Raw genomic sequence first — 25,763 nt, forward strand, 5'->3', positions numbered from 1 at the left:
CGCCTATACTGGCAGCATGCTCTGGTGGATGTGGGTCCTGCTGTGGACCGTGCTGGTCCTGAGCAGCGCGGCGTTCATCGGATGGCTGCTCTACCGGACCCTGCGCGGTCAGGTGCTGCCCGCCCTGGACGACCTCGAGCGCACCGCCGAGGACTTCTCCGTCCGCTGGAACGCCGCGGCCCAGGGGCAGTCCACGCCGCTGCGCACCCCCGCCCCCTCCGCCCTGTTCACCCCGGTGGACGAGACCCGCGCCGCGTACCGCAGCGGCCGCGACCAACGACAGACCGCTCGGCTCATCCGCAGGATGCAGCGTCGGGAGGCACTGGGACAGCCCCAGAGCTACCGGGACGTGCGCCGGGCAGAAACGAAAGGACTCCACCATGTTCGGTCGTCTGGCTGACAGCCCCATCACCATCATTTTGATCCTCGTGGTCATCCTCCTGCTCTTCGGGGCGCCCAAGCTGCCTGGCATGGCCCGCAGCCTCGGCCAGTCCATGCGCATCTTCAAGTCCGAGGTCAAGGAGATGAAGCACGACGACGACCCCAACGTGACGGTCAACGGCCAGCCCGTGGCCAACGGCCAACCGGTGGCCGGTGCCACAGCGCAGCAGGGCGCCACCGCCCAGGCCCCCGCCCAGCAGCCCACCGTGGCGCAGCCCGCGGCCCAGCCGACCGTGCAGCAGCCCACGGCCACCCAGCCCGCCCCGGTCCAGTCCGCGGCTCCGGTGCAGCCCGTCCAGGGGGCGCCGGTCGTGGACCAGAACCAGCGGCCCACCGCCTGAGCGGCAGCAGTCCGTCAGCCCTCGCGTGATCCGGGGCCGAGCCCGTCGGCTCGGCCCCGTCCCGTGCGAGGGGCACGCCCGTCAGAGAGGCCAGTGAGCCATGTCCACTCCCGAGACCGGGACCGCGGGTGCCTCCGCACGCCGGGAACGCAGGCAGCGCAGGAAAGCGACGTCGCGGCGTCGCAACCCCCAGGCGGAGATGGCGCTGAAGGAGCACCTGCGGGAGCTGCGCAACCGGCTCATCAAGTCCGCCGTGGCCACGGTGCTGTGCGCGGTGCTCGGCTTCATGGCCTACGAGCCGTTCATGCAGTACATCACCGCGCCGCTGCAGCGCCTCGCCGAGTCCGGGCGCACGGCAACCATCAACTACTCGTCGGTGGGCGGCTCGTTCAACATCATGGTCGAGGTGGCCCTGGTGCTCGGACTGATCTTCGCCTCGCCCGTGTGGCTGTACCAGTTGTGGGCGTTCATCACTCCAGCGCTGCACAAGAACGAGCGGCGCTATGCCCTGGGGTTCCTGGCCGCGGCCATCCCACTGTTCCTGGGTGGCTGCGCCATGGCCGTGACCGCGCTGCCTGCGGCCGTCTACGCCCTGACCGCGTTCACCCCGGAGGGCGGCGCGAACTTCGTGGAGGCCAGCGTCTACCTGCGGTTCTTCCTGCAGCTGATCCTGACCTTCGGATTCTCGTGCGTGGTGCCCGTGCTGCTCGTGGGGCTCAACATGATGGGCCTGCTGTCCGGGCGCACGGTGCTCAAGTCCTGGCGCGTGGTGGTGGTGATCGTGCTCGTGATCTCCGCGATGGCCGCCCCCGGGCCGGATCCCATGACCATGCTCTACCTGGCCATCCCGCTGCTCGTCCTGTTCTTCGTGGCGGTGGCGCTGTGCCTCTACCTGGACCGCCGTCGGGCGAAGAAGGCCGCGAAGCAGGCGGCCGCCACCGGCGCGAGCGCGGACCGGGGGACCTCCGCGGAGGCCCTGCGCTCGATGGGCAGCACCGCCGCGGAGAAGTGAGCCCGATCACCGGTCCGCGACGGCCCGGACAGGGTGTCGGAGGCACCGCGTAGGCTGGCACCATGTCTTCCCCCGCCGATCGGTACATGGCCGCCAAGGCACGCGCGGCCCACGCAGGCACTGAGCTCTCGGCGTTCGAGCAGACCCTCGACTTCGAGCTGGACCCCTTCCAGACGGAGGGCTGCCGCGCGCTCGAACAGGGTCACGGCGTGCTCGTCGCCGCGCCCACGGGCGCGGGCAAGACGGTCGTGGGGGAGTTCGCCATCCACCTCGCCCTGGCCACGGGGCGCAAGGCGTTCTACACCACTCCCATCAAGGCGCTGAGCAACCAGAAGTTCCACGAGTTCTCGCGGCGCTGGGGCCCGGAGCGGGTGGGACTGCTCACCGGGGACACGTCCGTGAACTCGGAGGCGGACGTGGTGGTGATGACCACCGAGGTGCTGCGCAACATGCTCTACGGGGGCTCCTCCACCCTCACCAACCTGGGTTTCGTGGTCATGGACGAGGTGCACTACCTCGCGGACCGCTTCCGGGGCGCGGTGTGGGAGGAGGTCATCATCCACCTCCCTGACTACGTGCAGCTGGCCTCGCTGTCCGCCACGGTCTCCAACGCGGAGGAGTTCGGTGCGTGGCTGGACGACGTCCGGGGCAGCACGGACGTGGTGGTCTCCGAGCACCGCCCCGTGCCGCTGTGGCAGCACGTGCAGGTGGGGCCGCAGCTGATGGACCTCTTCGTTGACGACACGACCGTGGAGGAGGCCGCCCAGCGCCGCTCGGACAAGCACCGGGACGAGCCCGAGGTCAACCCCGAGCTGCTGCGCCTGTTCCGCGCGCAGCACCCGCGCGGTGGTCGTTCCGGCGGTCGCGGGCCGGGCCACCGCAACCGCCGCCGCGGCCGTCCCCAGGACTCGCGCCCCGCGCGCCAGGACCGGGTCTCCCGCCCGCAGCTGCTGCGCCGCCTGGACGCGGAGGCCCTGCTGCCGGCCATCACCTTCATCTTCTCCCGGGCCGGGTGCGACGCCGCCGTGGGCCAGTGCGTGGCCGCGGACCTGTGGCTGACCACCCCGCAGGAGCAGCGCACCATCCGCGCGTTCGCCGCGGAGGCCACCGCGCACATGTCCACCGCGGACCTCGCGGCCCTGAACTACGAGGACTGGTACGAGGGCCTCGTCCGGGGCATCTCCGCCCACCACGCCGGGATGCTGCCGGTCTTCAAGGAGGTCGTCGAGCAGCTCTTCGCGGAGGGGCTCCTCAAGGCGGTCTTCGCCACGGAGACGCTCGCGCTGGGGATCAACATGCCCGCCCGCTCGGTGGTGCTCGAGCGCCTCGACAAGTTCAACGGCGAGGCCCGCGTGGACATCACCCCCGGCGAGTACACCCAGCTCACGGGCCGCGCGGGACGGCGGGGGATCGACGTCGAGGGCCACGCCGTGGTGCTGTGGCGCGACGGCATGAACCCCCAGGCCGTCGCCGGCCTGGCCTCCACGCGCACCTACCCCCTGAACTCGAGCTTCCGGCCCACGTACAACATGTCCACCAACCTGATCGCGCGCTACGGCGCCAAGCGCTCGCGCTCGATCCTCGAGACCTCCTTCGCGCAGTTCCAGGCGGACCGCTCCGTGGTGGGGATCGCCAAGCGGGTGCGCTCGCAGGAGAAGACGCTGGAGGCCTACCGCGAGGCCATGTCCTGCCACCTGGGGGACTTCTCGCAGTACGCCGAGCTGCGGCGTGAGCTCGCCGGGGAGGAGAAGTCCGCGAGCAAGTCCCGCTCGGCGCGCCAGCGCAACGACGCCGCGGCATCCCTGCAGGACCTGCTGCCCGGCGACGTCGTCGAGATCCCGCACGGGCGCAACGCCGGGTGGGCCGTGGTGCTGCGGGAGGACGCGCACCCGTTCGACCCGCGCCCGCACATCCTCACCGTGGACGGCAAGCTGCGCCGCGTGGGCGTGAACGACCTCGACGGCTCCCTGGCGCCGGAGTCCCGGATCAAGATCCCCAAGCACTTCTCCGGCAAGTCGCCCCAGGAGCGCAAGGACCTCGCGGCCACGGTGCGCGCCGCGCTGCGCGAGCACCGGCCGGCGCGCAGCGGCTCGGGCGGGCACACGATCCGCTTCGACCGCGGCACCTCCGCGCGGGACCACCGCATCGAGGAGCTGCGGCGCAGGCTGCGTGCCCACCCGTGCCACGGCTGCTCGGACCGCGAGCAGCACGCCCGCTGGGCGGAGCGCGCGTGGAAGCTGGAGAAGGACACCCAGGGACTGCGCAAGCAGATCGCCGGGCGCACCGGCAGCATCGCGGCCACGTTCGACCGCGTGTGCGCGGTGCTCACCCACTTCGAGTACCTCGAACCGGACGAGTCAGGGCACCTGCGGCCCACCCCCGCCGGCGAGCAGCTGCGGCGGCTCTACGGCGAGCGGGACCTGCTGCTCGCCCTGTCCCTGCGGGAGGGCTTCCTGGACGGGCTGGACGCGCCCGGCCTCGCCGGTGTGATGACTGCGCTCGTCTACCAGCCGCGCCGCGAGGACCAGGGCTCGCGCCCCCACCTGCCCACCGCGCACATGGAGGCCGCCGTCCAGGTCCTGCTGGAGAACTGGTCCGTGCTCAGCGCCCAGGAGGCCGAGCACCGGCTGCCGGTCACGGGCGCCCCCGAGCTGGGTCTCGTGGAGGCCATGCACCGGTGGGCGCGCGGCGCCACGCTCACGCGGACCCTCACGGGCACCGACCTCGCCGCCGGGGACTTCGTGCGCTGGGCCAAGCAGACCATCGACGTCCTGGACCAGCTGCGCAGCGTCGCAGGAATCGACCCCCAGCTGCGCGAGACCGCCCACGAGGCCATCGAGTCGGTGCGCCGCGGCGTGGTCGAGTACAGCGTCTTCGAACAGTAGGAACAGTCGCGGCGGCCACTGCCGCCGCCACGGAAGGAGTCACGTGAACTCTGCTCAGCCCGGTCAGCGGGTGTGGGTCAACGGGTCGGTCTACTCGCCCGCGGACCCGTTCGCCACCGCCCTGCTCGTGGACGGTCCCACCGTCGCGTGGGTGGGCTCCGACGACGCCGCCCGCGGCATCGCGGGTTCGAACGCCGTCCTCGGGGACCTGCGGGCCGCCGTGGTCACCCCCGCGTTCGTGGCGCACCACCTGCTCGGGGACCTCGCATCGCTCCGGGGGCAGTCGAGCGTGTCAGGATCCGACGACGACGACGCCGCGCGGCTGCCACGCGCGCGGGACGGCTACGGCGCCGTCGAGGTGCTGGGAACAGATCCCGGGGAACTCGCGGAGGCGGTGCGGCGGATCCGCGAGGACGGCATGCACGCCCTGCCCGTCCTCGTGCGGGAAGAGGCCCTGACGGGGGACGTCGACCCGGCGTCCCTGCCGTCTCCGGCGCTGGGGCTCGCCGTGCGCGAGGACACGCCCGAGGACGCGGTGCGACGCCACCTCGTCGCCTGCACCCGCGCGGGCCTTCAGGCGGTGCTCGTGCTCCCCTCGCCCCTGCCGGACGCCGCATCCACCGCCGAAGCAGCCGCGGACGGTGCCAGTGCCAGTGCGAGTGCCGATACCGATGCCGGTGATGCTGCCGCCACCGCCACCGCCACCGCCTCCGTCCCGGCCAGCACCGCTGCCGACGCCCAGGCGGCCACCCCCGCCGCGTCCACCGGCGCGGTGCTCCTGGACCGGGTGCTCTCCGCCGCCGAGGCGGCCCGCGCCGAGGTGGGGGAGCGGCCCTTCCGGGCACGGGGCCACCGCATCGTGGGCGTGGCCGACCTCGACGACGCGCAGTGCGAACGCCTGGCGAGCCTCGCCTGCACCGTCTCGTGCCGTGCCGGGCAGGCGCCGCTTCGAGATCTCGCCCGCGCCGGGGTCCCCGTGACGCTGACGACGGACGCGGAGAACCCCTGGACCGCGGTGAAGGCCGCCCTCGACGCCCCGCAGGAACGGCTGCGGACCTCCGCGCGCGCGGCCTTCCTGGCGCTGACGCGCGGCGCGTGGCGCGCTCAGGCCGGGGGCGCACCGCTGGCGGGCCAGCTCGCACCCGGGGCGGAGGCCACCCTGGCCGTGTGGGACGCCGAGTCGGTCATGGTGCAGCAGGCCCAGGGCACCGGGGCGTCCTGGAGCACGGATCCGCGCGCGAGGACGCCCGTGCTGCCCTCCCTGGACGACTCCCGGCTGCCGCTGTGCGAGGCGACGATGGTCGCGGGCACCCTGGTGAGCGGGGAGGAGCCGCGCCCCTGACGGGGTGTTTTCACCTTGGACCTTGCGTCCGCTGAGGTTAGACTGAGTTCTTACTGCCGGGTGGGTCCATCCGTCCTTAGAAAACAGAACGAGGCCGAGTGCCCCGTCTGGTCCGAAGGCGGATGGGCCTGCCCAGTGGTCTGTTCGGGCTCCGTCGCCCGAGCCCCATCGGCATGAAAGGACGCCCGGTGCGAGTTCTCACCATCATCCCCACGTACAACGAGCGCGAGTCGCTGCCCACGGTCATCGCCCGGCTGCGCGCCGCGGTGCCGGACGCCCACGTCCTGATCACGGACGACAACAGCCCGGACGGCACCGGTCGGATGGCCGACGAGTTCGCGGCACAGGACGGCAACATCCACGTGCTGCACCGCACCGCCAAGGAGGGCCTCGGCCCGGCGTACCTCGCGGGCTTCGCATGGGGTCTGGAGCACGGCTACGACGTTCTGGTGGAGATGGACGCGGACTGCTCCCACCAGCCGGAGCAGCTTCCCCTGCTGCTGGACGCCATCGAGCGGGGCGCTGACATGGCCGTCGGCTCCCGCTACGTGCCCGGTGGCCGCACCGAGAACTGGCCCCTGCAGCGCCAGCTCATCTCCCGCGGCGGCAATCTCTACTCCCGCGTGCTGCTCGGCACCTCGATCCACGACATCACCGGCGGCTTCCGCGCCTACCGGGACACCACCCTGCGGGCGCTGGACCTCGACTCCGTGCAGTCCCGCGGCTACTGCTTCCAGATCGACCTCGCGTGGCGGGCCGAGCAGCTCGGCTTCACCATCGTGGAGGTTCCCATCACGTTCGTGGAGCGTGAGGAGGGCGTGTCCAAGATGAGCAACGACGTCACCATCGAGGCCGCCACCAGCGTGGCCAAGTGGGGTCTCACGGCGCGCGCCAAGACCCTGGCGGGAAAGCTCGGCATCGGCCGCTGACCCCCGCACACGACAGTGGCCCCCGTCCGAGGACGGGGGCCACTGTCGTGAACGCGGGATTCTCAGAGAGCGTGCTGCTCCTTGTAGAACTCCAGGCGCTGGGCGAGGGTCTCCTCGAGCTCCTCCACGCTGCGCCGCTCCAGCAGCATGTCCCAGTGGGAGCGCTGGTGCTTCTCGTTGGGGTTCTCGGGCTTCTCGCCGTTGACCAGGATGGCTTCCTGACCGGTCTTCGTGGTCCACACCGGGGGGATCTCCGCCTCCGCGGCAAACATCACGGACACGGACTCGCCGTCCGCGGTGCGGTACTCCACGCGCTGGCGCGGTGCGGGCTCCACACCGGACTCGGTCTCCATGGACTGGGAGCCCAGGCGCATCCCTCGTAGGCTGCGATCACTCACGCAACGATCCTTCCTGCCGTCCGCTCGGCCGGGTCCCGCGGGGCGCACCTCGGCGTCCCGCGTCCGCGCGTGTCACCGCGCGGTCCCGACTCCTCTTCCGTGAGCACAACGGGCCGTCAGCGGTTTTCATTCCCGGGGTTCCCGGGATCCTCCGGCTGGCCGGGCTCGTCCCGGTGCTGCGCGTGCCGAGTGCCCGGCTCGCCGTCGCGGGCCGCGTCCGTGGCGCCCTCGACGACGCCGGTGACGCCCACTTCGTCCACGTGCGGATCGGCGGCCTGCTGGGCGATCGGGGACGAGTAGGGGGAGTCCGGCATCTCGAAGTCCCTCGGGTCGGTGAGCTTCAGGTCCGGCTCGAGGTCCTTCTCCGTGACCTTCACGGTCTCGTGCGCGACGATCGGCTCGTCCTCGGGGAGGTCGCGGGGGAGCACCGGCTCGTCGTCGGCGTCCGAGTCCGGGGCGTCGGAGCCCCCGGGGTTGAGGTAGGAGCCCACACCGCGCAGCGCACCGGTGAGCTCGGCGGGGATCATCCACACCTTGTTGGCAGAGCCCTCGGCGACCTTGGGCAGCGTCTGGATGTACTGGTACGCGAGCAGCTTCTGGGTGGGCTTGGCGCGGTGGATGGAGTCGAAGACCTTCGCGATGGCCTGGGCCTCGCCGTCCGCCCGCAGGATCGCGGCCTTGGCGTCACCCTCGGCGGAGAGCACCGAGGCCTGGCGCGAGCCCTCGGCGGTGAGGATCTGGGACTGCTTCTCGCCCTCGGCTGTGAGGATGGCCGCGCGGCGGTCACGCTCGGCGCGCATCTGCTTCTCCATGGAGTCCTGGATGGACGGCGGGGGAGTGATCTCCTTGATGTCAACGCGGGAGATCCGGATGCCCCAGCGCCCGGTGGTGGAGTCCAGCACGCCGCGCAGCTCGGCGTTGATCTTGTCGCGCGAGGTCAGCGTCTCCTCGAGGTTCAGCCCGCCCACCACGTTGCGCAGCGTGGCGCTCGTGAGCTCGTCCACGGCCTGGATGTAGTTGGTGATCTCGTAGGTGGCCGCGCGCGGATCGGTGACCTGGAAGTAGACCACGGTGTCGATGCCCACCACCAGGTTGTCCTCGGTGATCACGGACTGCGCCGGGAACGGCACCACCTGTTCACGCAGGTCGATCAGGGGCAGCAGCCGGTCGATGAAGGGGATCAGGAAGTGCAGACCGGGGTTCAGGGTGGCCTGGTACTTGCCCAGGCGCTCGACGATGCCGGCGCGCGACTGCGGGATGATCCGCACCGCCTTGACCAGTGCGATGACCGCGGCGAGCACCACCACGACCAGCAGGATGAGGATGACGACAGACATGGGGACCTTTCATCGGGGGGTTCCGCACGCGGTGCCGGGCCTTGCCCGTGCCCGTGTGCCGGGATCCGGTGACGACGCCGCGCTCGGCCCGCGCGGCGTCGTCACCGCTCAGGGGTGGACGCCGCGGCCCGGGCCTTCCGGGGCGACGGCCGCCGGGGCAGTTTCCGAGACCACCGCGGTGGCTCCGTCGATGCGCAGCACGAACACGCTGCTGCCCTCGACGAGGGGCGTTTCGGTGTCCGAGCGGGCCGTCCAGATGTCACCCTCCAGCCGGACGAGGCCGCTGTGCCGGCCCACGGACTCGAGCACGGTGCAGGGCAGCCCCACCAGGCGTTCGGCGTTGGAGCGGGTGGTGGGTGTCGAACGGTTCAGCCGCCGCAGCGCGAGCGGGCGGATCAGGAAGATCAGCAGCACCGAGACCACCGCGAAGAGCACCACCTGCAGGGTGAAGCTGTCCACGACCAGGCTCACCACGGTGGTGACCAGCGCTGCCAGGGACATCATCAGGAACAGGAAGTCCAGGGTGAGCATCTCGATGGCGGCCAGGGCCAGCATGACGATCAGCCAGAAGATCCAGGGGTTGTTGACCAGTGGTTCCCACACGGTGCGGCTCCGTTCTCGTCGGGGTCGACGTTTCGTGTGAATCACCCGGACGCCCTCCGGGAATCCACACCACTCGGTCCGTCCCATTGTGCCCTACGGCACTCCCGGGGCCGGGGGTGGCGCGCGGAGGAGCGGGTGGGAGCCGCTGGAGGGCGCGTCGTCGACGTCGGCCACTACACTGCGGCGGCGGCGCACGGCAACGGCGCGGCGGTTTCCCCGTGAGAGAAATCGGTGGCGACGTGTTGCCCACGTCGTAATATGAGTCACGAAGCCGGACCGCACACCCACTGCGGGGGCGGTGGCCTAACGAAGCGCACAAAACCGTGCGCTGCAAGCAGAGACTTACTGAGGAGTTAATGCGATGACCACGTTCGACGTGAATGCAATTCTGTCCAGCACGGCCTACAGTTCCGACGGTGACAAGATCGGCAAGGTCGAGCAGGTCTTCCTGGACGACAACTCGGGCGAGCCCACGTTCCTGACCGTCAACACCGGTCTGTTCGGCGCCAAAGAGAACTTCGTTCCTGTGAAGGGCGCTCGTCAGGACGGCGACCGTGTGGTCCTGCCCTACACCAAGGACGTCATCAAGGACGCTCCGAAGGTCGACGCCGACCAGCACCTCTCCCCGGCCGAGGAAGAGGAGCTGTACCGCTACTACGAGCTGAACTACGACGACGGCCGCACCGCTGGCACCGCCGCCGCGGGCCGCGACCGCCGTGACGGCGACGTCGCCGACCGCGATGCCGTGGTTGCCGACCGCGACCGCGCCGCCGGGGACCAGGACCGCGCTGCCGTGGACCAGGACCGCGCCGCCGTCGCTGGCGAGGACGCCTCCGTGGTCCGCCACGAGGAGCGCCTGAACGTGGGCACCCAGGAGCGCGAAGCTGGCCACGCCCGCCTGCGCAAGTACGTGGTCACCGACCACGAGACCGTGGACGTTCCGGTCGAGCGCGAAGAGGTGACCGTGGAGCGCACCCCGCTCAACGGAACCGAGGGCCGCGTGGACAACGGTGTGATCGGCGAGGAAGAGGTGGACGTCACTCTGCACGAGGAGCGCCCCGTCGTCGAGAAGGAGGCGGTTGCCGTCGAGGAGGTCGGGCTGAACAAGCAGACCGTCCGCGAGACCCAGCACGTCGAGGCGGACGTGAAGAAGGAGCAGGTGGACGTCGAGACGGACGTCGACCGCAACGCCGCTGGTCGTGACGACCTCGGCCGCGACGGCGACCTGCCCCGCCGCTGAACCGCACCGGCGTGAGTGACGCGCCCGAGCAGTGAGCACAGGCTGTGCCCCGGACCCCGTGTCCGGGGCACAGCCGTGTCCGGCCCGCTTCGTGCGGGTCGCGGCGGAGCGGTAGCATCGACAGCGTCGTCGGCGGCCCAGAGCGGTCCCCGGCGAGAGGCACGCCCCAGGTACGGGCGGGCACACATGACACCTGACGAGGAGAATCACCATGACGGACGCCCCTTCACTACGGCTGAGCGTGGACGGCGAGTCCCGCACCGCGGAACCGGGCACCACCGCCGCCGACCTCTACGCGCAGCAGCGCGACGTGGTGGTGGCGCACATCAACGGTGACCTCAAGGACCTGGCCACGCCCCTGCGGGACGGGGACGTCGTGGAGCGGGTGCTCGTCAGCGATCCGGAGGGCCTCGAGGTGCTGCGGCACTCCACCGCGCACGTCATGGCGCAGGCCGTCCAGGAGCTGCGCGCGGACGCCAAGCTGGGGATCGGCCCGTACATCACGGACGGCTTCTACTTCGACTTCGACGTCGCGGAGCCCTTCACGCCCGAGGACCTCAAGAAGCTCGAGAAGTCGATGCTGAAGATCGTCAACAAGAACCAGATCTTCCGCCGCCGCAGCGTCACCGAGGCCGAGGCTCGTGCGGAGATGGCGGACGAGCCGTACAAGCTCGAGCTCATCGACCTGGCCGGCGGGCCGGGCTCCGGCGCGGTGGACGAGTCCGCCGAGGGCGCCTCCGTGGAGGTGGGCGGCGGCGAGCTGACCATCTACGACAACGTGGACCGCAAGAGCGGGGAGACGGTCTGGAAGGACCTGTGCCGCGGTCCGCACCTTCCGGACACCAAGCACATCGGCAACGGCTACGCCCTGATGCGCTCCGCGGCCGCCTACTGGCGCGGCAACGAGAACAACAAGCAGCTGCAGCGCATCTACGGCACGGCCTGGCCCACCAAGGACGAGCTGAAGGCCTACAAGGACCGCCTGGCGGAGGCGGAGCGCCGCGACCACCGCAAGCTCGGCGTGGAGCTGGACCTGTTCTCCTTCCCGGACGAGCTCGGCTCGGGCCTGCCCGTGTTCCACCCCAAGGGCGGGATCATCCGCAAGGAGATGGAGGACTACTCGCGGGAGCGCCACGCGCGCGCCGGCTACGAGTTCGTCTACACGCCGCACATCACCAAGGGCCACCTCTACGAGGTCTCCGGGCACCTGGACTGGTACCGGGACGGCATGTTCCCTCCCATGCACGTGGACGAGGAGCGGGACCCCGAGACCGGCGAGCTGATGAAGCCGGGCCAGGACTACTACCTCAAGCCCATGAACTGCCCCATGCACAACCTGATCTACCGCTCCCGGGGGCGCTCCTACCGTGAGCTTCCCCTGCGGCTCTTCGAGTTCGGGGCGGTCTACCGCTACGAGAAGTCCGGTGTGATTCACGGTCTGACGCGCGTGCGCGGCATGACCCAGGACGACGCCCACATCTACTGCACGCGCGAGCAGATGAAGGGCGAGCTGACCAGCACCCTGAACTTCGTGCTCTCGCTGCTCAAGGACTACGGCATGGAGGACTTCTACCTGGAGCTCTCCACCAAGGACCCGGAGAAGTTCGTGGGCTCGGACGAGATCTGGGAGGAGGCCACCCGCACGCTGCAGGAGGTGGCGGAGGAGTCCGGCCTGGAGCTCGTCCCGGACCCGGCGGGTGCCGCGTTCTACGGCCCCAAGATCTCGGTGCAGGCACGCGACGCGATCGGGCGCACGTGGCAGATGTCCACCATTCAGCTGGACTTCAACCTCCCCGAGCGCTTCGACCTGGAGTACCAGGCCTCGGACGGCACACGCCAGCGCCCCGTGATGATCCACCGCGCGCTCTTCGGCTCCGTGGAGCGCTTCATGGGCGTGCTCACGGAGCACTACGCCGGCGCGTTCCCCGCCTGGCTGTCTCCCGTGCAGGTGCGGGCGATCCCCGTGGCGGACGCGTTCGACGACTACCTGGACGGCTTTGCGCAGAAGCTGCGGGAGAAGGGCGTGCGCGTCGAGGTGGACACCTCCTCGGACCGCTTCCCCAAGAAGATCCGCACCGCCTCGAAGGACAAGATCCCGTTCGTGGTCATTGCCGGCGGGGACGACGCCGAGGCAGGCACCGTCTCCTTCCGCTTCCGCGACGGCTCCCAGTTCAACGGCGTCTCCCAGGACGAGGCGGTCGAGCTGATCTCCGGTCACATCGCACAGCGTGTCAACGCGGACCCCACGGCCCCCGCCCAGCCCGGTGCGGTGGACGACTCCGCAGACGGTTCCGGTGGCGGCGAGGTGCGCGTGACCGAGACGGTCGTCGAGGATTCGGCGGACGCCGCGGCGTCGGCCTCGTCCCGGAAGGCAACCGCACGCGGTGCCGCCGCCGGCGGGGCGAGCACGGAAACCGGCGAGCCGGGCGTGCCGGGGCAGCCGTGACCGGGCGGGGCCCGGCGTCGGGCGAGCAGGGCGTGGGCCGGGACGACTTCGAGCTCCCGGGCGTGCCGGACGGCTTCCAGCGGCTGTGGACCCCCCACCGCCTCGCGTACGTGCGGGGGGAGGACACCTCCGTGGAGCAGCCACCGGGCTGCCCGTTCTGCGCGGCGCCCGGGCGCCCCGACGACGAGTCCCTCATCGTGCACCGCGGGGAGCACTGCTTCGCCGTCCTCAACCTGTTCCCGTACAACCCGGGGCACGTGCTCGTGTGCCCGTACCGGCACGTCGCGGACCTCGAGGAGCTCACGGACGAGGAGCTGTGGGAGCTGAACACGCTCACCCGCACCGCAGTGCGGGTGATCCGCGACGTCGCCCAGCCGGCCGCGTTCAACGTGGGCCTCAACCTGGGATCCGCCGCCGGTGGCTCGCTGTCCGCGCACCTGCACCAGCACGTGGTGCCGCGCTGGACCGGCGACGCCAACTTCATGCCGGTGATCGCCCACACCAAACCCCTGATCCAGACCCTCGGATCCACCCGCGAGGACATCGCGGCCGCCTGGCCCGAGGACTGACCCACCGGGCCCCCGGGTCCGCACCGCGGGCGAGCGTGCCCGCTCACTAGGATGGAGCCCATGTCCAGACCACTTGTACGTGCCCTCGGCCAGGGCGTCCGCTGGGCCACGAGCCTGCGCGGCGGCGGATCCGCCTTCCCCGGCCTGTTCATGGAGAAGCTGCACCCCCGCTTCGTGTCGGAGGAGCTCGCCAAGCTGCCCCTGGGAGTGGTGGTGGTCAGCGGCACCAACGGCAAGACGACCACCACCAAGATGGCCGTGCAGCTGCTGCGTTCGCAGGGGCTGCGGGTGTTCACCAACCGCACCGGCTCCAACTTCGTGCGCGGCGTGGCCGCCTCCCTGCTCGCCGAGATGGACGCGTTCGGCCGCCTGGACGCGGACGTGGCCGTCCTGGAGCTGGACGAGGCCCACGCGGTGCACTTCGTGAAGCAGGTCCGTCCGCGGACCAGCCTGCTGCTCAACATCATGCGGGACCAGCTGGACCGTTTCGGGGAGATCGACACCACGCGGCGCATGCTGCGGCAGGTGGCGCACGCGACCACGGAGACCGTGGTGCTGAACCGGGAGGACCCTCGGATCGCCTCGCTCGCCGAGGACCTCCCGGAGGGCACCGGGGTGAGCTGGTTCGGGCTCTCTGACGCGCTGCGTCCCATGTTCCCCTCGGACGACGACATGCGCGACGGCCTGCGCCAGGTGGACCCGGGCGCCGAGGACAGCGCCGTTCCCTCGGCGGAGCGCCCGCGGGCGGACGTGGTGCTCGAGGCCGTCAACGCTCGAAGCGTTGAGCTCGACGTCGCCGGCAAGGCCTACGAGGCCACGGTGGACCTCTACGGCGTCTACAACCAGTACAACGCGGCGGGTGCGCTGGCACTCGCCCTGCAGGTGCTGGGCGAGCGCGCGGACACGGCTTCCCTGGTGGCGGAGCTCGGCAAGGTCACCCCGGCGTTCGGGCGCGGGGAGACCATCACGGTCCAGGACAAGCCCCTGCAGCTGCTGCTCGTGAAGAACCCCGCCGGCTTCCGGCTCTCCCTCGCCTCCGCCTCGGCCGAGGACTACGCGACGATGATCGCGATCAACGACCAGTACGCGGACGGCCGCGACGTCTCCTGGCTGTGGGACGTGGACTTCGACCGGCTGCGCGAGGGCGGCGTGGACGTGGTCTCCGGTGTGCGCGCGTGGGACATGGCCCTGCGCCTGGACTACGACCTCGTGCCCGTGGGCACCGTGGAGCCGGACCTGGAGACCGCCCTGCGGGACTTCATCGCGGGGTCGGGGGACCGTCCCATGCGCATCTTCTGCACCTACACGGCCATGCTGTCCCTGCGCAAGATCCTGGGCGGCATGACTCACGTGGCCGCGATCTAGGAGGACTCCGTGCCAGAGACCAGCACAGAACCGCTGCGCATCGTGCAGCTCTACCCCCGGGACATGAACATCTACGGTGACTGGGGGAACACCCTCACGCTCAAGCGCCGAGCCGAACGCTACGGGCTCGCAGTGGAGGTTCACGACCACAACCCCGGTGACCCCTGGCCGGAGCAGGCGGACCTCTTCGTGGGCGGCGGCGGGCAGGACTCGGGACAGTTCCGCGTGGCGGAGGACCTCGCGGCCGTCTCGGGGCACCTGCACGACGCTGCGGAGCGCGGTGTGCCGATGCTCGCCATCTGCGGGCTGTACCAGCTCCTGGGGAAGAGCTTCCGCACCGGCGGGGGAGAGACCCTGCAGGGCATCGGGATTTTCGACCTGGAGACGGTCGCGGGCCCCGAGCGCCTGATCGGCAACATCGTGACCGAGTCACAGGAACTGGGCACCATCGTCGGCTACGAGAACCACTCCGGACTGACCCACCTGGGCGCGGGCCAGCAACCGCTCGCCGCGGTCGTCTCCGGGGCGGGAAACGACGGCCAGGACGGCACAGAGGGCGCCCGTACGGCCAACGTGCTGGGCAGCTACCTGCACGGGTCCATGCTGCCGAAGAACCCGGCCGTCGCGGACTTCCTGCTCTCAGCCGCGCTCGAGGTGCGGGGTGAGGCCCTGCCGGAGAAGACCTTCGACGACACGCTCGCGGAGCGGGCCCGCGAGGTCGCGAGCTCTCGGCCCCGCTGACGACGCCGCCCGGGGGGGCTGTCCGCAGGCGCTGGTGTGACAGCGCACGGGGCACGCTCGGTATCATGGCAGTCAATCCACCACCGCGTCCGGCCCGAGCACGGCCGGACGCACTGTTTCTAGGAGGTCATCCATGTCAGGTCACTCCAAGTGGGCCACGACCAAGCACAAGAAGGCGGCGATCGACGCCAAGCGTGCGAAGGCGTTCGCGAAGTACATCAAGGGGATCGAGGTCGCGGCACGCATGGGCGGCGCCGACACCTCCGGCAACCCGGCGCTCGAGCTCGCCGTCTCCAAGGCCAAGAAGAACTCGGTGCCCAACGACAACATCGACCGCGCCGTCAAGCGTGGTGCCGGGCTGACGGGTGAGACGATCGACTACACCGAGATCCTCTACGAGGCCCGAGGCCCTCAGGGCACCGCGCTGTACATCGAGTGCCTCACGGACAACAAGAACCGTGCGGCGTCCGAGGTGCGCGTGGCGGTGACCCGCCACGGCGGTTCCATGGCGGACTCCGGCTCCGTGGCGTACCTCTTCGAGCGCAAGGGCGTGGTCGAGGTCGCGAAGACGGACGGGCTGACGGAGGACGACGTCCTGATGGCCGTCCTGGATGCCGGCGCCGACGAGGTGCTGGACGAGTCGGACGTCTTCGAGGTGGTCAGCGAGGCCACGGACCTGCCCGCGATCCGTACATCGCTGGACGAGGCCGGGCTCGAGTACAACAACGACGACCCCCAGTTCCGGGCGACCATGAAGGTGGACCTGGACGCGGACGGCGCGCGGAAGTTCCTCAAGCTCGTGGACGCCGTCGAGGAGCTCGACGATGTGCAGAACGTCTACTCGAACGCGAACATCCCGGCCGAAGTCATGGCCGAGCTCGAGGACGACGAGTAGGACCGTGCCGCGCACCCAGGACCGCGGGGGGCGTCGGGTGCTCGCCGTGGACCCTGGCCTCACACGCTGCGGGTTCGCCGTGGTGGACATGTCCGCCCAGCGCACGGGCACGTTCGTGCACGTCCAGGTCAGCGGCACGAAGGCGGACGAGGCGCTGGAGCGGCGCGTGCTGACCATCATGGAGACCGCCGAGGAGCTGATCGAGCGCTTCCGGCCGGACGTGGTGGCCGTGGAGCGCGTGTTCGCGCAGAACAACGCCCCCACCGTGGTGGGCACCGCGCAGGCCACCGGCGTCGTCATCGCAGCGGCTGCCAGACGCGGAATCCCCGTGGCCTGGCACACACCGTCCGAGGTCAAGGCCGCGGTCACCGGTGACGGGTCCGCGGACAAGGAGTCGGTCAACCGCATGGTCGTGCGGATCCTGCGCCTGGATGCCCCGCCGCGTCCCGCGGACGCCGCGGACGCCCTTGCTCTGGCGGTGTGCCACGGCTGGCGTGGCGGCGTCTCCGGGGTCAATGCGGCCGAGCGGACCTCCACCCACTCGGGGTCCAGACCCTCCCGCGCAGGCACTGCCGGCACGCTGACCCCCGCGCAGCAGGCGTGGCGGCGGGCCGAGACGGCGTCCCGCGCGCCGGGTGCGGGAAAGCCCCGGTCCTCCGGGCACTCCGGCGGGTCTCGCTTCCGCTGACCCGCCCCGTTGCGACAGGATCGCGACGGCGCGCTGGGGCATCCGGGTGTCGCTCATCATGTCCCCGGGCCTTGGTACAGTGGCCAGCAGTATTCGCACATCTGTTCGAACGTGTGCGGCTGCCCCCTCGGTGGGACGGTTGCGCACGGACGGGCGCCCCGGCGGCGGGGCCGCCGCCACTGAGACGACCCGCGCGGAGCCGGGAGAGGGGAGCGGACCGTGATTGCTTCGGTCACCGGTGAGGTGCAGTTCGTGGGGACCACGCTCGCGGTCGTGGAGGTCGCCGGCTTCGGGGTCGAGGTCCACGCGAGCACCCACACCCTCGCGGGACTGCGGGTGGGTTCCACCACGCGTCTGCACACCGCGTACATCGCGCGGAAGGACGAGTCCCCCCTGCTCTTCGGCTTCTCCCGCGCGGACGAGAAGGAAGTGTTCACCGTGATGCTCGGGGTCTCCGGGGTGGGCCCGCGCACGGCCCTGGCGGCGGTCTCCGTGCTCGGCCCGGACGACGCCAGGCGCGCGATCGCCGCGGGTGACGACAAGGCATTCACCGCCGTGCCGGGCATCGGTCCCAAGTCCGCGCGCCGGATCGTGCTCGAACTGGCCGACAAGCTTGTACTCCCCGAGCCCGCAAGCGTGCAGGGCGCCCAGCCGCAGATGCAGGTCTGGCGTGAGCAGGTCATTGATGCCCTGACCGGTCTGGGGTGGAGCGAGAAGGACGCCGCCCGGGGCATCGACGACGCCCTGCAGACCCAGCCCGAGCTCGCCGACTCGGGCAACGTGGCGGAGATCCTGCGCGCCGTCCTGTCCTGGCTCGGCACCTCCAAGGGCACCTCTCACGCCCGCACCGGGGGGCGTTGAGCATGGCCATCGAGGACGGCGCGTCCACCGGGCAGCAGCGGCTCGTTGGTGCGGAGGGCGATTACGACGACCAGCAGCTCGAGGCGTCCCTGCGCCCGGGCACGCTCGAGGACTTCGTGGGCCAGCAGCGCGTGCGTGCCCAGCTCTCGCTCGTGCTGGAGGCGTCCAAGCTGCGCGGTCGCACGGCGGACCATGTGCTGCTCTCGGGACCCCCGGGGCTCGGCAAGACCACGCTCGCCATGATCATTGCCCAGGACCTGGACGTCCCCCTGCGGATCTCCTCCGGCCCCGCCATCCAGCACGCCGGGGACCTCGCCGCGATCCTGTCCTCCCTGACCCACGGGGAGGTGCTCTTCCTGGACGAGATCCACCGCATGTCCCGCCCGGCCGAGGAGATGCTCTACATGGCCATGGAGGACTTCCGCGTGGACATCGTTGTGGGCAAGGGGGCCGGTGCCACGTCTATCCCGCTGGACCTCCCACCGTTCACGCTCGTGGGCGCGACCACGCGTGCCGGTCTGCTGCCTGGCCCTCTGCGGGACCGCTTCGGCTTCACAGGGCACCTGGAGTTCTACTCCGTCCCGGAGCTGGAACTCGTGCTGCGCCGCTCGGCCGCCCTCTTGGACCTCACCATGACCACGGAGGCGTTCAGCGAGGTGGCTTCCCGCTCCCGGGGAACCCCCCGCATCGCGAACCGGCTGCTGCGCCGCGTGCGGGACTGGGCACTCGTGCACGGCGTGGACCGGATCGACGCGCGCGCCGCCGGCGCCGCACTGGACATGTACGAGGTGGACGTCCGTGGCCTCGACCGGCTCGACCGCAACGTGCTCTCGGCGCTCGTGGGAAAGTTCAACGGTGGCCCCGTGGGGCTGTCCACCCTGGCGATCGCGGTGGGTGAGGAGACCGAGACCGTGGAGACCGTGGCCGAGCCGTTCCTCGTGCGGGAGGGACTGCTGGGGCGCACGCCGCGCGGGCGCATCGCCATGGCGGCCGCGTGGGAACACCTGGGTCTGGAGGTCCCGAACCACGCGGCGTTCAAGGACCCGGCCCTGCGCACGGCGCTGGCCTCGAACGCGGAGCAGGAGCAGGACGCCTCCTCCTAGCCGGTCCTGTCACCGTCCAGCGGGTCACCAGATCCATCCACTAAACTTCATGCGAACCCGAGCGCGTGCTCGAATCATTCCCGCGGGTCAGCGGGCACCTGCCACGCGCGACCCCTCGCACGACGACAGAACGGATCATTTGTGACGCTCCTCGCAGAAACCCAGGAAGCTGCTGCCGGCGGAGGTGGGACCGTGTGGTTCCTGCCCGTGATGCTCGTGGTGATGGTGCTGCTGCTCTGGCTGCCCATGCGCCGCCAGAAGAAGGCCCAGGCCCAGATGAGGGCCAAGCAGGCGACCATGGAACCCGGCACGCGCGTGATGACCAGCTTCGGCCTCTACGGAACGCTGCGCGACATGGACCGCGAGCAGAACAAGGCCGTCCTGGAGATCTCCCCGGGCCAGCTCGTCACCGTGCACTCCCAGACCGTGACCACCGTGGTGGACGAGACTCCCGCGGACTCCGGGGCGGATGGGGGCGCCGTCGTCGACGGCCCTGCGGCCACTGGTACGACGACCGCGGGCACCGTGCACGACGCGTCCGGGAACACAGCCGCTGAGAACGGCAACGTCGTGACCGGCGCCGCGCGCAGTGAGTCGGACACGACCGGAACCACCCCCGGAGGTGCAACCGCCGCCGGGAACACCGCAGCTGGCGACGTCGCACCGGAGCAGGATCACCGGACCTGGCGCGACGCCCGCAACGGCGAGGACCGCGGTACCACCACCAACTGATCCACCCCCCCCCCGCTGGGACACGGGCCGATGACATCGGCCCGTTTCTCATGCGTCGACCGGCCCGTGCGGTGCCGGTGACGGGCTCGTTGAAGGACGGCTATGGCAGCACAGAAGAAGGCGTCGGGGACCCCCGGGGAGCCCAGGGGCTCCCGCTGGCGTCGGCACAGGACATCGGAGGAGACCGGCTTGCGCGCGAGCGGCGCGAAGGGCGGGGGCGCTACGCCGCGGCCGCGCTCGGGGGCTGCTGCTGCTGCGGCGTCGGCCCGCAAGGCCCTGCTCGCCCTCGTGGCCGTGGTCGCGATCCTGGCGGGGGTGCTGGTCTACGGGGTCAGCACGGACCGCACGGGGTGGGGTCCGAAGCTGGCCCTGGACCTCGAGGGCGGTACGCAGATGGTGCTCTCGCCCACCCTCCAGGGTGATGACGCCGGCAAGGAGATCTCCCAGGAGCAGCTTGACCAGGCCGTGGAGATCATCCGCCAGCGCGTGGACGGCGCGGGTGTCTCGGAGGCGGAGATCACGACCCAGTCCGGGCGCAACATCGTCGTGTCGATGCCCGGCGTGCCCTCGAGCGAGACCCGCGACCTCATCCAGACCTCGGCGCAGATGGCGTTCCGCCCCGTGATCGTCACCGGCGACGGTGCGCCCACACCGGCGGACAAGCGCACGGATCCGAAGTCCATCCCGGAGCCGGACGCGAAGCCCACCAACTCCTCGGACCCCAACTGGGTGACCCGCGAGCTTTACGCCCAGTACGAGGCCCTGGACTGCACCAAGGGTCAGTCGCAGGAAGAGCGTGCCGCGCAGCCGCAGGACAAGGCCGTGGTGGCGTGCGACTCGCAGGGCGGCTCCGAGAACGGCACCAAGTTCATCCTTGGGCCGGTGGAGATCCCCGGCACCGAGATCTCGGACGCGTCCTACGCCCAGGCCACGAACTCGCAGGGCCACGCCACGGGTGGTTTCGCCGTGAACCTGCAGTTCGACGAGCAGGGCACCAGGACCTTCAAGGACCTCTCCGAGCGGCTCTACAGCCTGGGGCAGAGCAGCCAGGGCGATCCCCGCTCCCAGTTCGCCATCGTGCTGGACGGCTCCGTGATCTCCGCGCCGAGCATGAACTCCGTCATCACGGACGGCAAGGCGCAGATCACGGGCAGCTTTACGGAGGACGAGGCCAAGTTCTTGTCCCAGCAGCTGAAGTACGGTGCGCTGCCGGTGTCCTTCTCGATCGACTCGGAGCAGCAGGTCTCCGCGACGCTGGGCAGCGACCAGCTGCGCATGGGCATCGTGGCCGGTCTGATCGGTCTGGCGCTCGTGTGCATCTACTCGCTGTTCCAGTACCGCTGGTTGGGGCTCGTGACCATCGCGTCGCTCGTCGTGGCCGGTGTGCTCACGTACCTCGCGATCACACTGCTCGGCTGGGGCGCCAACTACCGGCTCTCACTCGCCGGCGTGGCGGGCCTGGTGGTGGCTATCGGGCAGACTGCTGACTCGTTCATCGTCTACTTCGAACGCATCCGCGACGAGATCCGCGCCGGGCGTACGATTCCTGCCGCCGTGGACCACGGCTGGCAGCGGGCACGTCAGACGGTGCTCGCCTCCAAGGCCGTGAACCTGCTGGCCGCGGTGGTCCTGTACTTCGTGGCCGTGGGCAACGTGCGCGGCTTCGCGTTCACCTTGGGTCTCACGGCCATCGCGGATCTGCTGGTCGTGTTCCTGTTCACGCACCCGGTCATGGTGCTGCTGGCCCGCACGCGCTATTTCGGCTCCGGCGCCAAGAACTCCGGCCTGGACCCGGAGGCCCTCGACGCCGTGCCGCTCTACCGCGGCGCCGGGCGGCTGCGCGACCCCTCCGAGAACGACGGCCTCACGATCGCCGAACGACGACGCCGCGCGGCACGCGAGGCGGCCCCCGGTGACGACACGGCGTCGTCCTCCGCCCACTCCGACACTCAGGAGGCCCAGCGATGAGCAACCGACTCGCGCGATTCGGCAACGACCTGCACAGCGGGCGCCGCTCCTACCCGTTCGTCCAGAAGCGCGGGTTGTGGCTCGCGGTGAGCCTGGCGCTCGTGGTGGTCTCCGTGCTGATCCCCGTGGTCAAAGGCGGGTTCAACCTGGGCATCGACTTCACCGGGGGATCGGAGTTCACGGTCTCCGGGGTCGAGAACACGGACGTCTCCCTCGGCCAGCGCGCCGTGGCGGGCACCCCCGGCGCGGACGAGGCCACGGTCACCAACATCGCCCCCGGCACCATTCGGGTGCAGACCCAGCAGCTCGACGACGACCAGACACTGAGTGTGAAGTCCAAGCTGCAGGACTCCTACGGCGTGGGCGAGGACCAGGTGACCTCGAACTTCGTGGGTCCCACGTGGGGTCAGGGCGTCACGCAGCAGGCGCTGTGGGGCCTGCTGGTCTTCGTGGTGCTGGCCCTCGCGCTGATGGCGCTGTACTTCCGTACGTGGAAGATGTCTGTGTCCTCGATTGCTGCGATGCTCGTGACCGTGGTGGTCACGGGCGGTGTCTACTCGCTCGTGGGTTTCGAGATCACCCCGTCCGCCGTGATCGGCTTCCTCACGGTGCTCTCCTACTCGCTCTACGACTCGGTGGTGGTCTTCGACAAGGTCCGTGAGAACACCGCGGGGCTGTTGGACGGCACCGCACCTGCGGAGCGCGCGAAGCGCACGTACGGGGAGCAGGTGAACCTGGCGGTGAACCAGACGCTCGTGCGCTCGATCAACACCTCCGTGGTGGGCATCCTGCCGGTGGGCTCCATCCTGTTCATCGGCGCCTACCTGCTGGGCGCGGGAACCCTGAAGGACCTCTCGCTCTCGCTGTTCGTGGGCATCATCGTGGGCACCCTGGCCACGCTGTTCGTCGCGGCGCCGCTGTACTCGTGGCTGCGGGACCGCGATCCCGCGGTGCGCGAGCAGACCCGGAAGGTGCTGGAGGAGCGGACCACGGATGCGCCCCCGGTGAGCTCGGACCCCGTCTCCGCCTGAGCCCGGACACCCGGACCACGGGCCCCGCCAGCGCTCACGCCCCCCGCGGCCCCGTGCACGGAGCACTGGGCCGCGGCATTACACTGGGTCATCAGCCGCGCCGGGCCAGGATCCCACCTCCCCGGCACCGCGGCACGGTGAGGAGGCCACGACTCATGTCCAGCACGTCCGACCACGCGGGTACCCGCGCACCCGCAGACTCACCCGCGCCCGTTTCCAGGGGATCTGCCGAGGCCACGGCCGCTGCGACGACGGCGCGCACGACGTCGTCGGCGTCCGCTCCCGCGTCTGCCGAGGTTGTCGGCACGACCACGGGTCACGCCACATCGCTGGGGTCGGCCCCCACGTCCGCCGTGGGAACCAGCGTGGCCGCCGACGGCGCGTCGCGCGCGGCCGGCGGTCAGCGCACCGCCGTGGCCCGCGGGGACTTCAGCGGGACCCACTTCGTGCTCCCGGCCTCTCGCCCCGTCTTCGGCCGCGCCGTGTTCCCCGGTCGCAGCGAGAAGACCCGCTCCACGCTGTCCGTGCTGAGCGGGGAGTCAGTGCCCAGTTCGCCCGTGCTCGTGCCGCTGCTGCGCACGGTGCAGAACTCGCACCCCGAGCAGGACCTCAGCGTGCTGGAGCGCGCCTTCGCCGTGGCGGATGCGCACCACGAGGGCCAGAAGCGCAAGTCCGGGGACCCGTACATCACCCATCCGGTGGCAGTGACCACGATCCTCGCGGAGCTCGGCATGACGGGTGCGACCCTGGTGGCCGGGTTGCTGCACGACACGGTGGAGGACACCTCCTACACGCTGGACGAGCTGCGGGCGGAGTTCGGCGAGGAGGTCGCCGAGCTCGTGGACGGCGTGACCAAGCTGGACAAGATCCAGTACGGGGAGAACGCCCAGGCCGAGACCGTCCGCAAGATGATCGTGGCCATGGCCAAGGACATCCGGGTGCTGGTCATCAAGCTTGCGGACCGCCTCCACAACGCCCGCACGTGGCGCTTCGTCTCCTCCGAGTCCTCGGGCCGCAAGGCGCGCGAAACGCTGGAGATCTTCGCGCCCCTGGCCCACCGGCTGGGCATGAACACGATCAAGTGGGAACTCGAGGACCTCTCCTTTGCCGCGCTCTACCCCAAGGTCTACGACGAGATCGTGCGCATGGTGGGGGAGCGGACCCCCGAGCGGGAGCGGCACCTCGCCCAGATTCGTGGAGAGATCGGCGAGGCGCTGGACGCCTCCGGGATTGAGGCCACCATCACGGGCCGACCCAAGCACTACTACTCGATCTACCAGAAGATGATCGTGCGCGGGAAGGACTTCGACGAGATCCACGACCTGCAGGCTGCGCGCGTGCTCGTGAACTCCGTGCGCGAGTGCTACGCGGCCCTCGGTGTGCTGCACGCCAAGTGGCGGCCGCTGCCCGGGCGGTTCAAGGACTACATCGCCATGCCCAAGTTCAACATGTACCAGTCGCTGCACACCACGGTGATCGGACCGAACGGGCGGCCCGTGGAGATCCAGATCCGCACCCACGAGATGCACCGACGCGCGGAGTACGGCGTGGCCGCGCACTGGAAGTACAAGGACAAGGTCAACCAGGCGAACTCCGCCACGCCCAAGGCCAAGGAGGGCGAGCTGAACTGGCTCAGCTCCCTGGTCTCCTGGCAGGAGGAGGCCAAGGACTCCTCGGACTTCCTGGACTCGCTGCGCTACCAGATCAACACCGCCGAGGTGTACGTGTTCACGCCCAAGGGCGAGGTCATGGCCCTGCCCGCGGGTTCCACGCCGGTGGACTTCGCCTACGCCGTGCACACGGAGGTCGGCAACCGCACGATCGGTGCGCGGGTCAACGGCAAGCTGGCACCGCTGTCCTCGACGCTGCAGCACGGGGACCGGGTGGAGATCCTCACCTCGAAGTCGGAGCAGGCCGCGCCCTCCCAGGACTGGCTCAAGTTCGTGGGCTCCCCGCGCGCCCGCACCAAGATCCGCCAGTGGTTCTCCAAGGAGCGGCGCGAGGAGGCGATCGAGCGAGGCAAGGACATGCTCACCAAGGCCCTGCGCAAGCACCACCTGCCGTTGCAGCGCACGGTCACGAGCGAGTCGCTGCTCGCGGTGGCGCAGGACTTCAACCGCGGGGACGTGGCCGCCCTCTACGAGGCGCTCGGCTCGGACGCGGTCAGCGCCCAGCAGGTGGTGGAGAAGCTGCTGGAGCACCTGGGCGGTGCGGACGGCACGGAGGAGGACCTCACGGAGGTCACGCGTGTCACCAAGCCGGTGCGGTCGGGCGTGGCGGATGCGGGAGTGCTCGTGCAGGGCGCCTCGGACGTCTACGTGAAGATCGCCCGCTGCTGCACGCCAGTGCCCCCGGACGAGATCGTGGGCTTCGTGACCCGTGGTTCAGGGATCTCGGTGCACCGGGTGGACTGCGCAAACATGAAGGCGCTGCCGGAGGGAGACAACCGGGTCAAGCAGGTCTCGTGGGCTCCCACGCAGTCATCGCTGTTCCTCGTGGAGATCCAGGTGGAGGCGCTGGACCGCAAGTCCCTGCTCTACGACGTCACGCGCGTGCTCTCCGAGAACCACGTGAACATCCTCTCCGCCCAGGTGCACACCTCTCGTGCCCGTCTGGCCATCTCACGCTTCTCCTTCGAGATGGGGGACACCCGGTACCTGGACCACGTGCTGAACCAGGTCCGGCGGATCGACGGCGTGTACGACGTGTACCGCGTGTCGGGCCACCAGCCCGTGGTGTCCTGACGCCAGCCCGGGCGGGCGCCTACTTCCTGGGCCTCCGGCGTGCGGTCCGGCGGGTGAGCGGTCTGGCAGGTGATCGGCCCGGGAGCGCACGC

Annotated in this window: 21 protein-coding genes and 1 pseudogene; 19 read left to right on the forward strand and 3 right to left on the reverse strand. The window is 70.4% G+C overall.

Features of this window, described 5'->3' with window-relative positions:
• Nucleotides 1-16: 16 nt before the first annotated feature.
• The 6 genes and pseudogenes from B3G12_RS07335 (at nucleotide 17) to B3G12_RS07360 (ending at nucleotide 6,950) form a co-directional block, all read left to right on the forward strand.
• Nucleotides 17-400, forward strand: a complete 384-nt coding sequence (locus tag B3G12_RS07335; RefSeq protein ID WP_144942861.1) for a hypothetical protein — start codon at nucleotides 17-19, stop codon at nucleotides 398-400.
• A pseudogene (tatA, locus tag B3G12_RS12455) lies at nucleotides 381-626 on the forward strand (Sec-independent protein translocase subunit TatA); the annotation flags it as partial. The gene B3G12_RS07335 and the pseudogene tatA, both read left to right, overlap by 20 nt.
• A 355-nt stretch (nucleotides 627-981) precedes the next feature.
• Entirely contained in the window at nucleotides 982-1,794 is an 813-nt protein-coding gene (tatC, locus tag B3G12_RS07345) for a twin-arginine translocase subunit TatC (protein WP_144942947.1), read from the forward strand.
• Nucleotides 1,795-1,856: 62 nt separating this feature from the next.
• Nucleotides 1,857-4,679, forward strand: a complete 2,823-nt coding sequence (locus B3G12_RS07350) for a DEAD/DEAH box helicase (RefSeq protein WP_144942863.1) — start codon at nucleotides 1,857-1,859, stop codon at nucleotides 4,677-4,679.
• 43 nt (nucleotides 4,680-4,722) lie between these two features.
• A complete protein-coding gene (locus tag B3G12_RS07355) occupies nucleotides 4,723-6,021 on the forward strand; it encodes a hypothetical protein (RefSeq protein ID WP_145010792.1) in 1,299 nt (432 codons plus the stop codon).
• 188 nt (nucleotides 6,022-6,209) lie between these two features.
• Nucleotides 6,210-6,950: a polyprenol monophosphomannose synthase gene (locus B3G12_RS07360; protein WP_144942864.1), complete on the forward strand. Its 741-nt coding sequence runs from the start codon at nucleotides 6,210-6,212 to the stop codon at nucleotides 6,948-6,950.
• A gap of 62 nt (nucleotides 6,951-7,012) precedes the next feature.
• On the opposite strand, the gene B3G12_RS07365 is transcribed toward B3G12_RS07360, so the two are convergent.
• From B3G12_RS07365 to B3G12_RS07375, 3 genes are all read right to left on the reverse strand, one after another.
• Nucleotides 7,013-7,348, reverse strand: coding sequence for an RNA polymerase-binding protein RbpA (locus tag B3G12_RS07365; protein ID WP_144942865.1), 336 nt, complete (start codon nucleotides 7,346-7,348; stop codon nucleotides 7,013-7,015).
• 116 nt (nucleotides 7,349-7,464) lie between these two features.
• The gene (locus B3G12_RS07370) at nucleotides 7,465-8,685 is read right to left on the reverse strand and encodes an SPFH domain-containing protein (RefSeq protein ID WP_244944797.1); all 1,221 of its coding nucleotides are present in this window, start codon (nucleotides 8,683-8,685) and stop codon (nucleotides 7,465-7,467) included.
• Nucleotides 8,686-8,793: 108 nt separating this feature from the next.
• Complete coding sequence (locus B3G12_RS07375; protein WP_144942866.1) at nucleotides 8,794-9,288, reverse strand: NfeD family protein; 495 nt, start codon at nucleotides 9,286-9,288, stop codon at nucleotides 8,794-8,796.
• A gap of 361 nt (nucleotides 9,289-9,649) precedes the next feature.
• Here B3G12_RS07375 and B3G12_RS07380 point away from each other — a divergent pair, with 361 nt between their 5' ends.
• The 13 genes from B3G12_RS07380 (at nucleotide 9,650) to B3G12_RS07440 (ending at nucleotide 25,671) form a co-directional block, all read left to right on the forward strand.
• Nucleotides 9,650-10,528 (forward strand): DUF2382 domain-containing protein, encoded by an 879-nt coding sequence (locus B3G12_RS07380; RefSeq protein WP_144942867.1) that lies wholly within the window; start codon nucleotides 9,650-9,652, stop codon nucleotides 10,526-10,528.
• Nucleotides 10,529-10,739: 211 nt separating this feature from the next.
• Nucleotides 10,740-12,974: a threonine--tRNA ligase gene (gene thrS / locus B3G12_RS07385; RefSeq protein ID WP_414672737.1), complete on the forward strand. Its 2,235-nt coding sequence runs from the start codon at nucleotides 10,740-10,742 to the stop codon at nucleotides 12,972-12,974.
• Nucleotides 12,971-13,543, forward strand: coding sequence for an HIT family protein (locus B3G12_RS07390; RefSeq protein WP_144942868.1), 573 nt, complete (start codon nucleotides 12,971-12,973; stop codon nucleotides 13,541-13,543). Before thrS ends, B3G12_RS07390 begins: the two co-directional genes overlap by 4 nt.
• Nucleotides 13,544-13,594: 51 nt before the next feature.
• Nucleotides 13,595-14,908: a Mur ligase family protein gene (locus B3G12_RS07395; RefSeq protein WP_144942869.1), complete on the forward strand. Its 1,314-nt coding sequence runs from the start codon at nucleotides 13,595-13,597 to the stop codon at nucleotides 14,906-14,908.
• A 9-nt stretch (nucleotides 14,909-14,917) separates the two neighbouring features.
• Nucleotides 14,918-15,649, forward strand: coding sequence for a type 1 glutamine amidotransferase (locus B3G12_RS07400; RefSeq protein ID WP_144942870.1), 732 nt, complete (start codon nucleotides 14,918-14,920; stop codon nucleotides 15,647-15,649).
• A gap of 133 nt (nucleotides 15,650-15,782) precedes the next feature.
• Nucleotides 15,783-16,544, forward strand: a complete 762-nt coding sequence (locus B3G12_RS07405) for a YebC/PmpR family DNA-binding transcriptional regulator (RefSeq protein WP_144942871.1) — start codon at nucleotides 15,783-15,785, stop codon at nucleotides 16,542-16,544.
• A gap of 4 nt (nucleotides 16,545-16,548) precedes the next feature.
• Nucleotides 16,549-17,232: a crossover junction endodeoxyribonuclease RuvC gene (gene ruvC, locus B3G12_RS07410; protein WP_144942872.1), complete on the forward strand. Its 684-nt coding sequence runs from the start codon at nucleotides 16,549-16,551 to the stop codon at nucleotides 17,230-17,232.
• Between the two features lie 219 nt (nucleotides 17,233-17,451).
• Nucleotides 17,452-18,093, forward strand: coding sequence for a Holliday junction branch migration protein RuvA (ruvA, locus tag B3G12_RS07415; protein ID WP_144942873.1), 642 nt, complete (start codon nucleotides 17,452-17,454; stop codon nucleotides 18,091-18,093).
• 2 nt (nucleotides 18,094-18,095) lie between these two features.
• The gene (gene ruvB / locus B3G12_RS07420) at nucleotides 18,096-19,196 is read left to right on the forward strand and encodes a Holliday junction branch migration DNA helicase RuvB (protein ID WP_144942874.1); all 1,101 of its coding nucleotides are present in this window, start codon (nucleotides 18,096-18,098) and stop codon (nucleotides 19,194-19,196) included.
• A gap of 141 nt (nucleotides 19,197-19,337) precedes the next feature.
• On the forward strand, nucleotides 19,338-19,928 hold the full coding sequence (locus B3G12_RS07425; RefSeq protein ID WP_244944796.1) for a preprotein translocase subunit YajC: 591 nt from the start codon (nucleotides 19,338-19,340) through the stop codon (nucleotides 19,926-19,928).
• A gap of 102 nt (nucleotides 19,929-20,030) precedes the next feature.
• Entirely contained in the window at nucleotides 20,031-21,896 is a 1,866-nt protein-coding gene (gene secD, locus B3G12_RS07430; RefSeq protein ID WP_144942875.1) for a protein translocase subunit SecD, read from the forward strand.
• Nucleotides 21,893-22,927 (forward strand): protein translocase subunit SecF, encoded by a 1,035-nt coding sequence (secF, locus tag B3G12_RS07435; RefSeq protein WP_144942876.1) that lies wholly within the window; start codon nucleotides 21,893-21,895, stop codon nucleotides 22,925-22,927. The genes secD and secF overlap by 4 nt, the downstream gene beginning before the upstream one ends.
• Nucleotides 22,928-23,082: 155 nt before the next feature.
• Nucleotides 23,083-25,671 carry a RelA/SpoT family protein gene (locus tag B3G12_RS07440; protein ID WP_260983378.1) on the forward strand — a complete coding sequence of 863 codons (2,589 nt, stop codon included), beginning with the start codon at nucleotides 23,083-23,085 and terminating at the stop codon, nucleotides 25,669-25,671.
• Nucleotides 25,672-25,763 lie beyond the last annotated feature (92 nt).

Source organism: Kocuria sp. UBA5001, from assembly GCF_002398425.1.
Lineage (GTDB): Bacteria > Actinomycetota > Actinomycetes > Actinomycetales > Micrococcaceae > Kocuria > Kocuria salsicia.

Bases quoted from the DNA above. Each gene is read 5' to 3' on its own strand.
- B3G12_RS07350 (WP_144942863.1), top strand. From the start codon at position 1,857: ATGTCTTCCCCCGCCGATCGGTACATGGCCGCCAAGGCACGCGCGGCC.
- B3G12_RS07370 (WP_244944797.1), bottom strand. From the start codon at position 8,685: ATGTCTGTCGTCATCCTCATCCTGCTGGTCGTGGTGGTGCTCGCCGCG.
- B3G12_RS07405 (WP_144942871.1), top strand. From the start codon at position 15,783: ATGTCAGGTCACTCCAAGTGGGCCACGACCAAGCACAAGAAGGCGGCG.
- thrS (WP_414672737.1), top strand. From the start codon at position 10,740: ATGACGGACGCCCCTTCACTACGGCTGAGCGTGGACGGCGAGTCCCGC.
- B3G12_RS07440 (WP_260983378.1), top strand. From the start codon at position 23,083: ATGTCCAGCACGTCCGACCACGCGGGTACCCGCGCACCCGCAGACTCA.
- secF (WP_144942876.1), top strand. From the start codon at position 21,893: ATGAGCAACCGACTCGCGCGATTCGGCAACGACCTGCACAGCGGGCGC.
- B3G12_RS07380 (WP_144942867.1), top strand. From the start codon at position 9,650: ATGACCACGTTCGACGTGAATGCAATTCTGTCCAGCACGGCCTACAGT.
- B3G12_RS07335 (WP_144942861.1), top strand. From the start codon at position 17: ATGCTCTGGTGGATGTGGGTCCTGCTGTGGACCGTGCTGGTCCTGAGC.
- tatC (WP_144942947.1), top strand. From the start codon at position 982: ATGGCGCTGAAGGAGCACCTGCGGGAGCTGCGCAACCGGCTCATCAAG.
- secD (WP_144942875.1), top strand. From the start codon at position 20,031: ATGGCAGCACAGAAGAAGGCGTCGGGGACCCCCGGGGAGCCCAGGGGC.
- ruvB (WP_144942874.1), top strand. From the start codon at position 18,096: ATGGCCATCGAGGACGGCGCGTCCACCGGGCAGCAGCGGCTCGTTGGT.
- B3G12_RS07395 (WP_144942869.1), top strand. From the start codon at position 13,595: ATGGAGCCCATGTCCAGACCACTTGTACGTGCCCTCGGCCAGGGCGTC.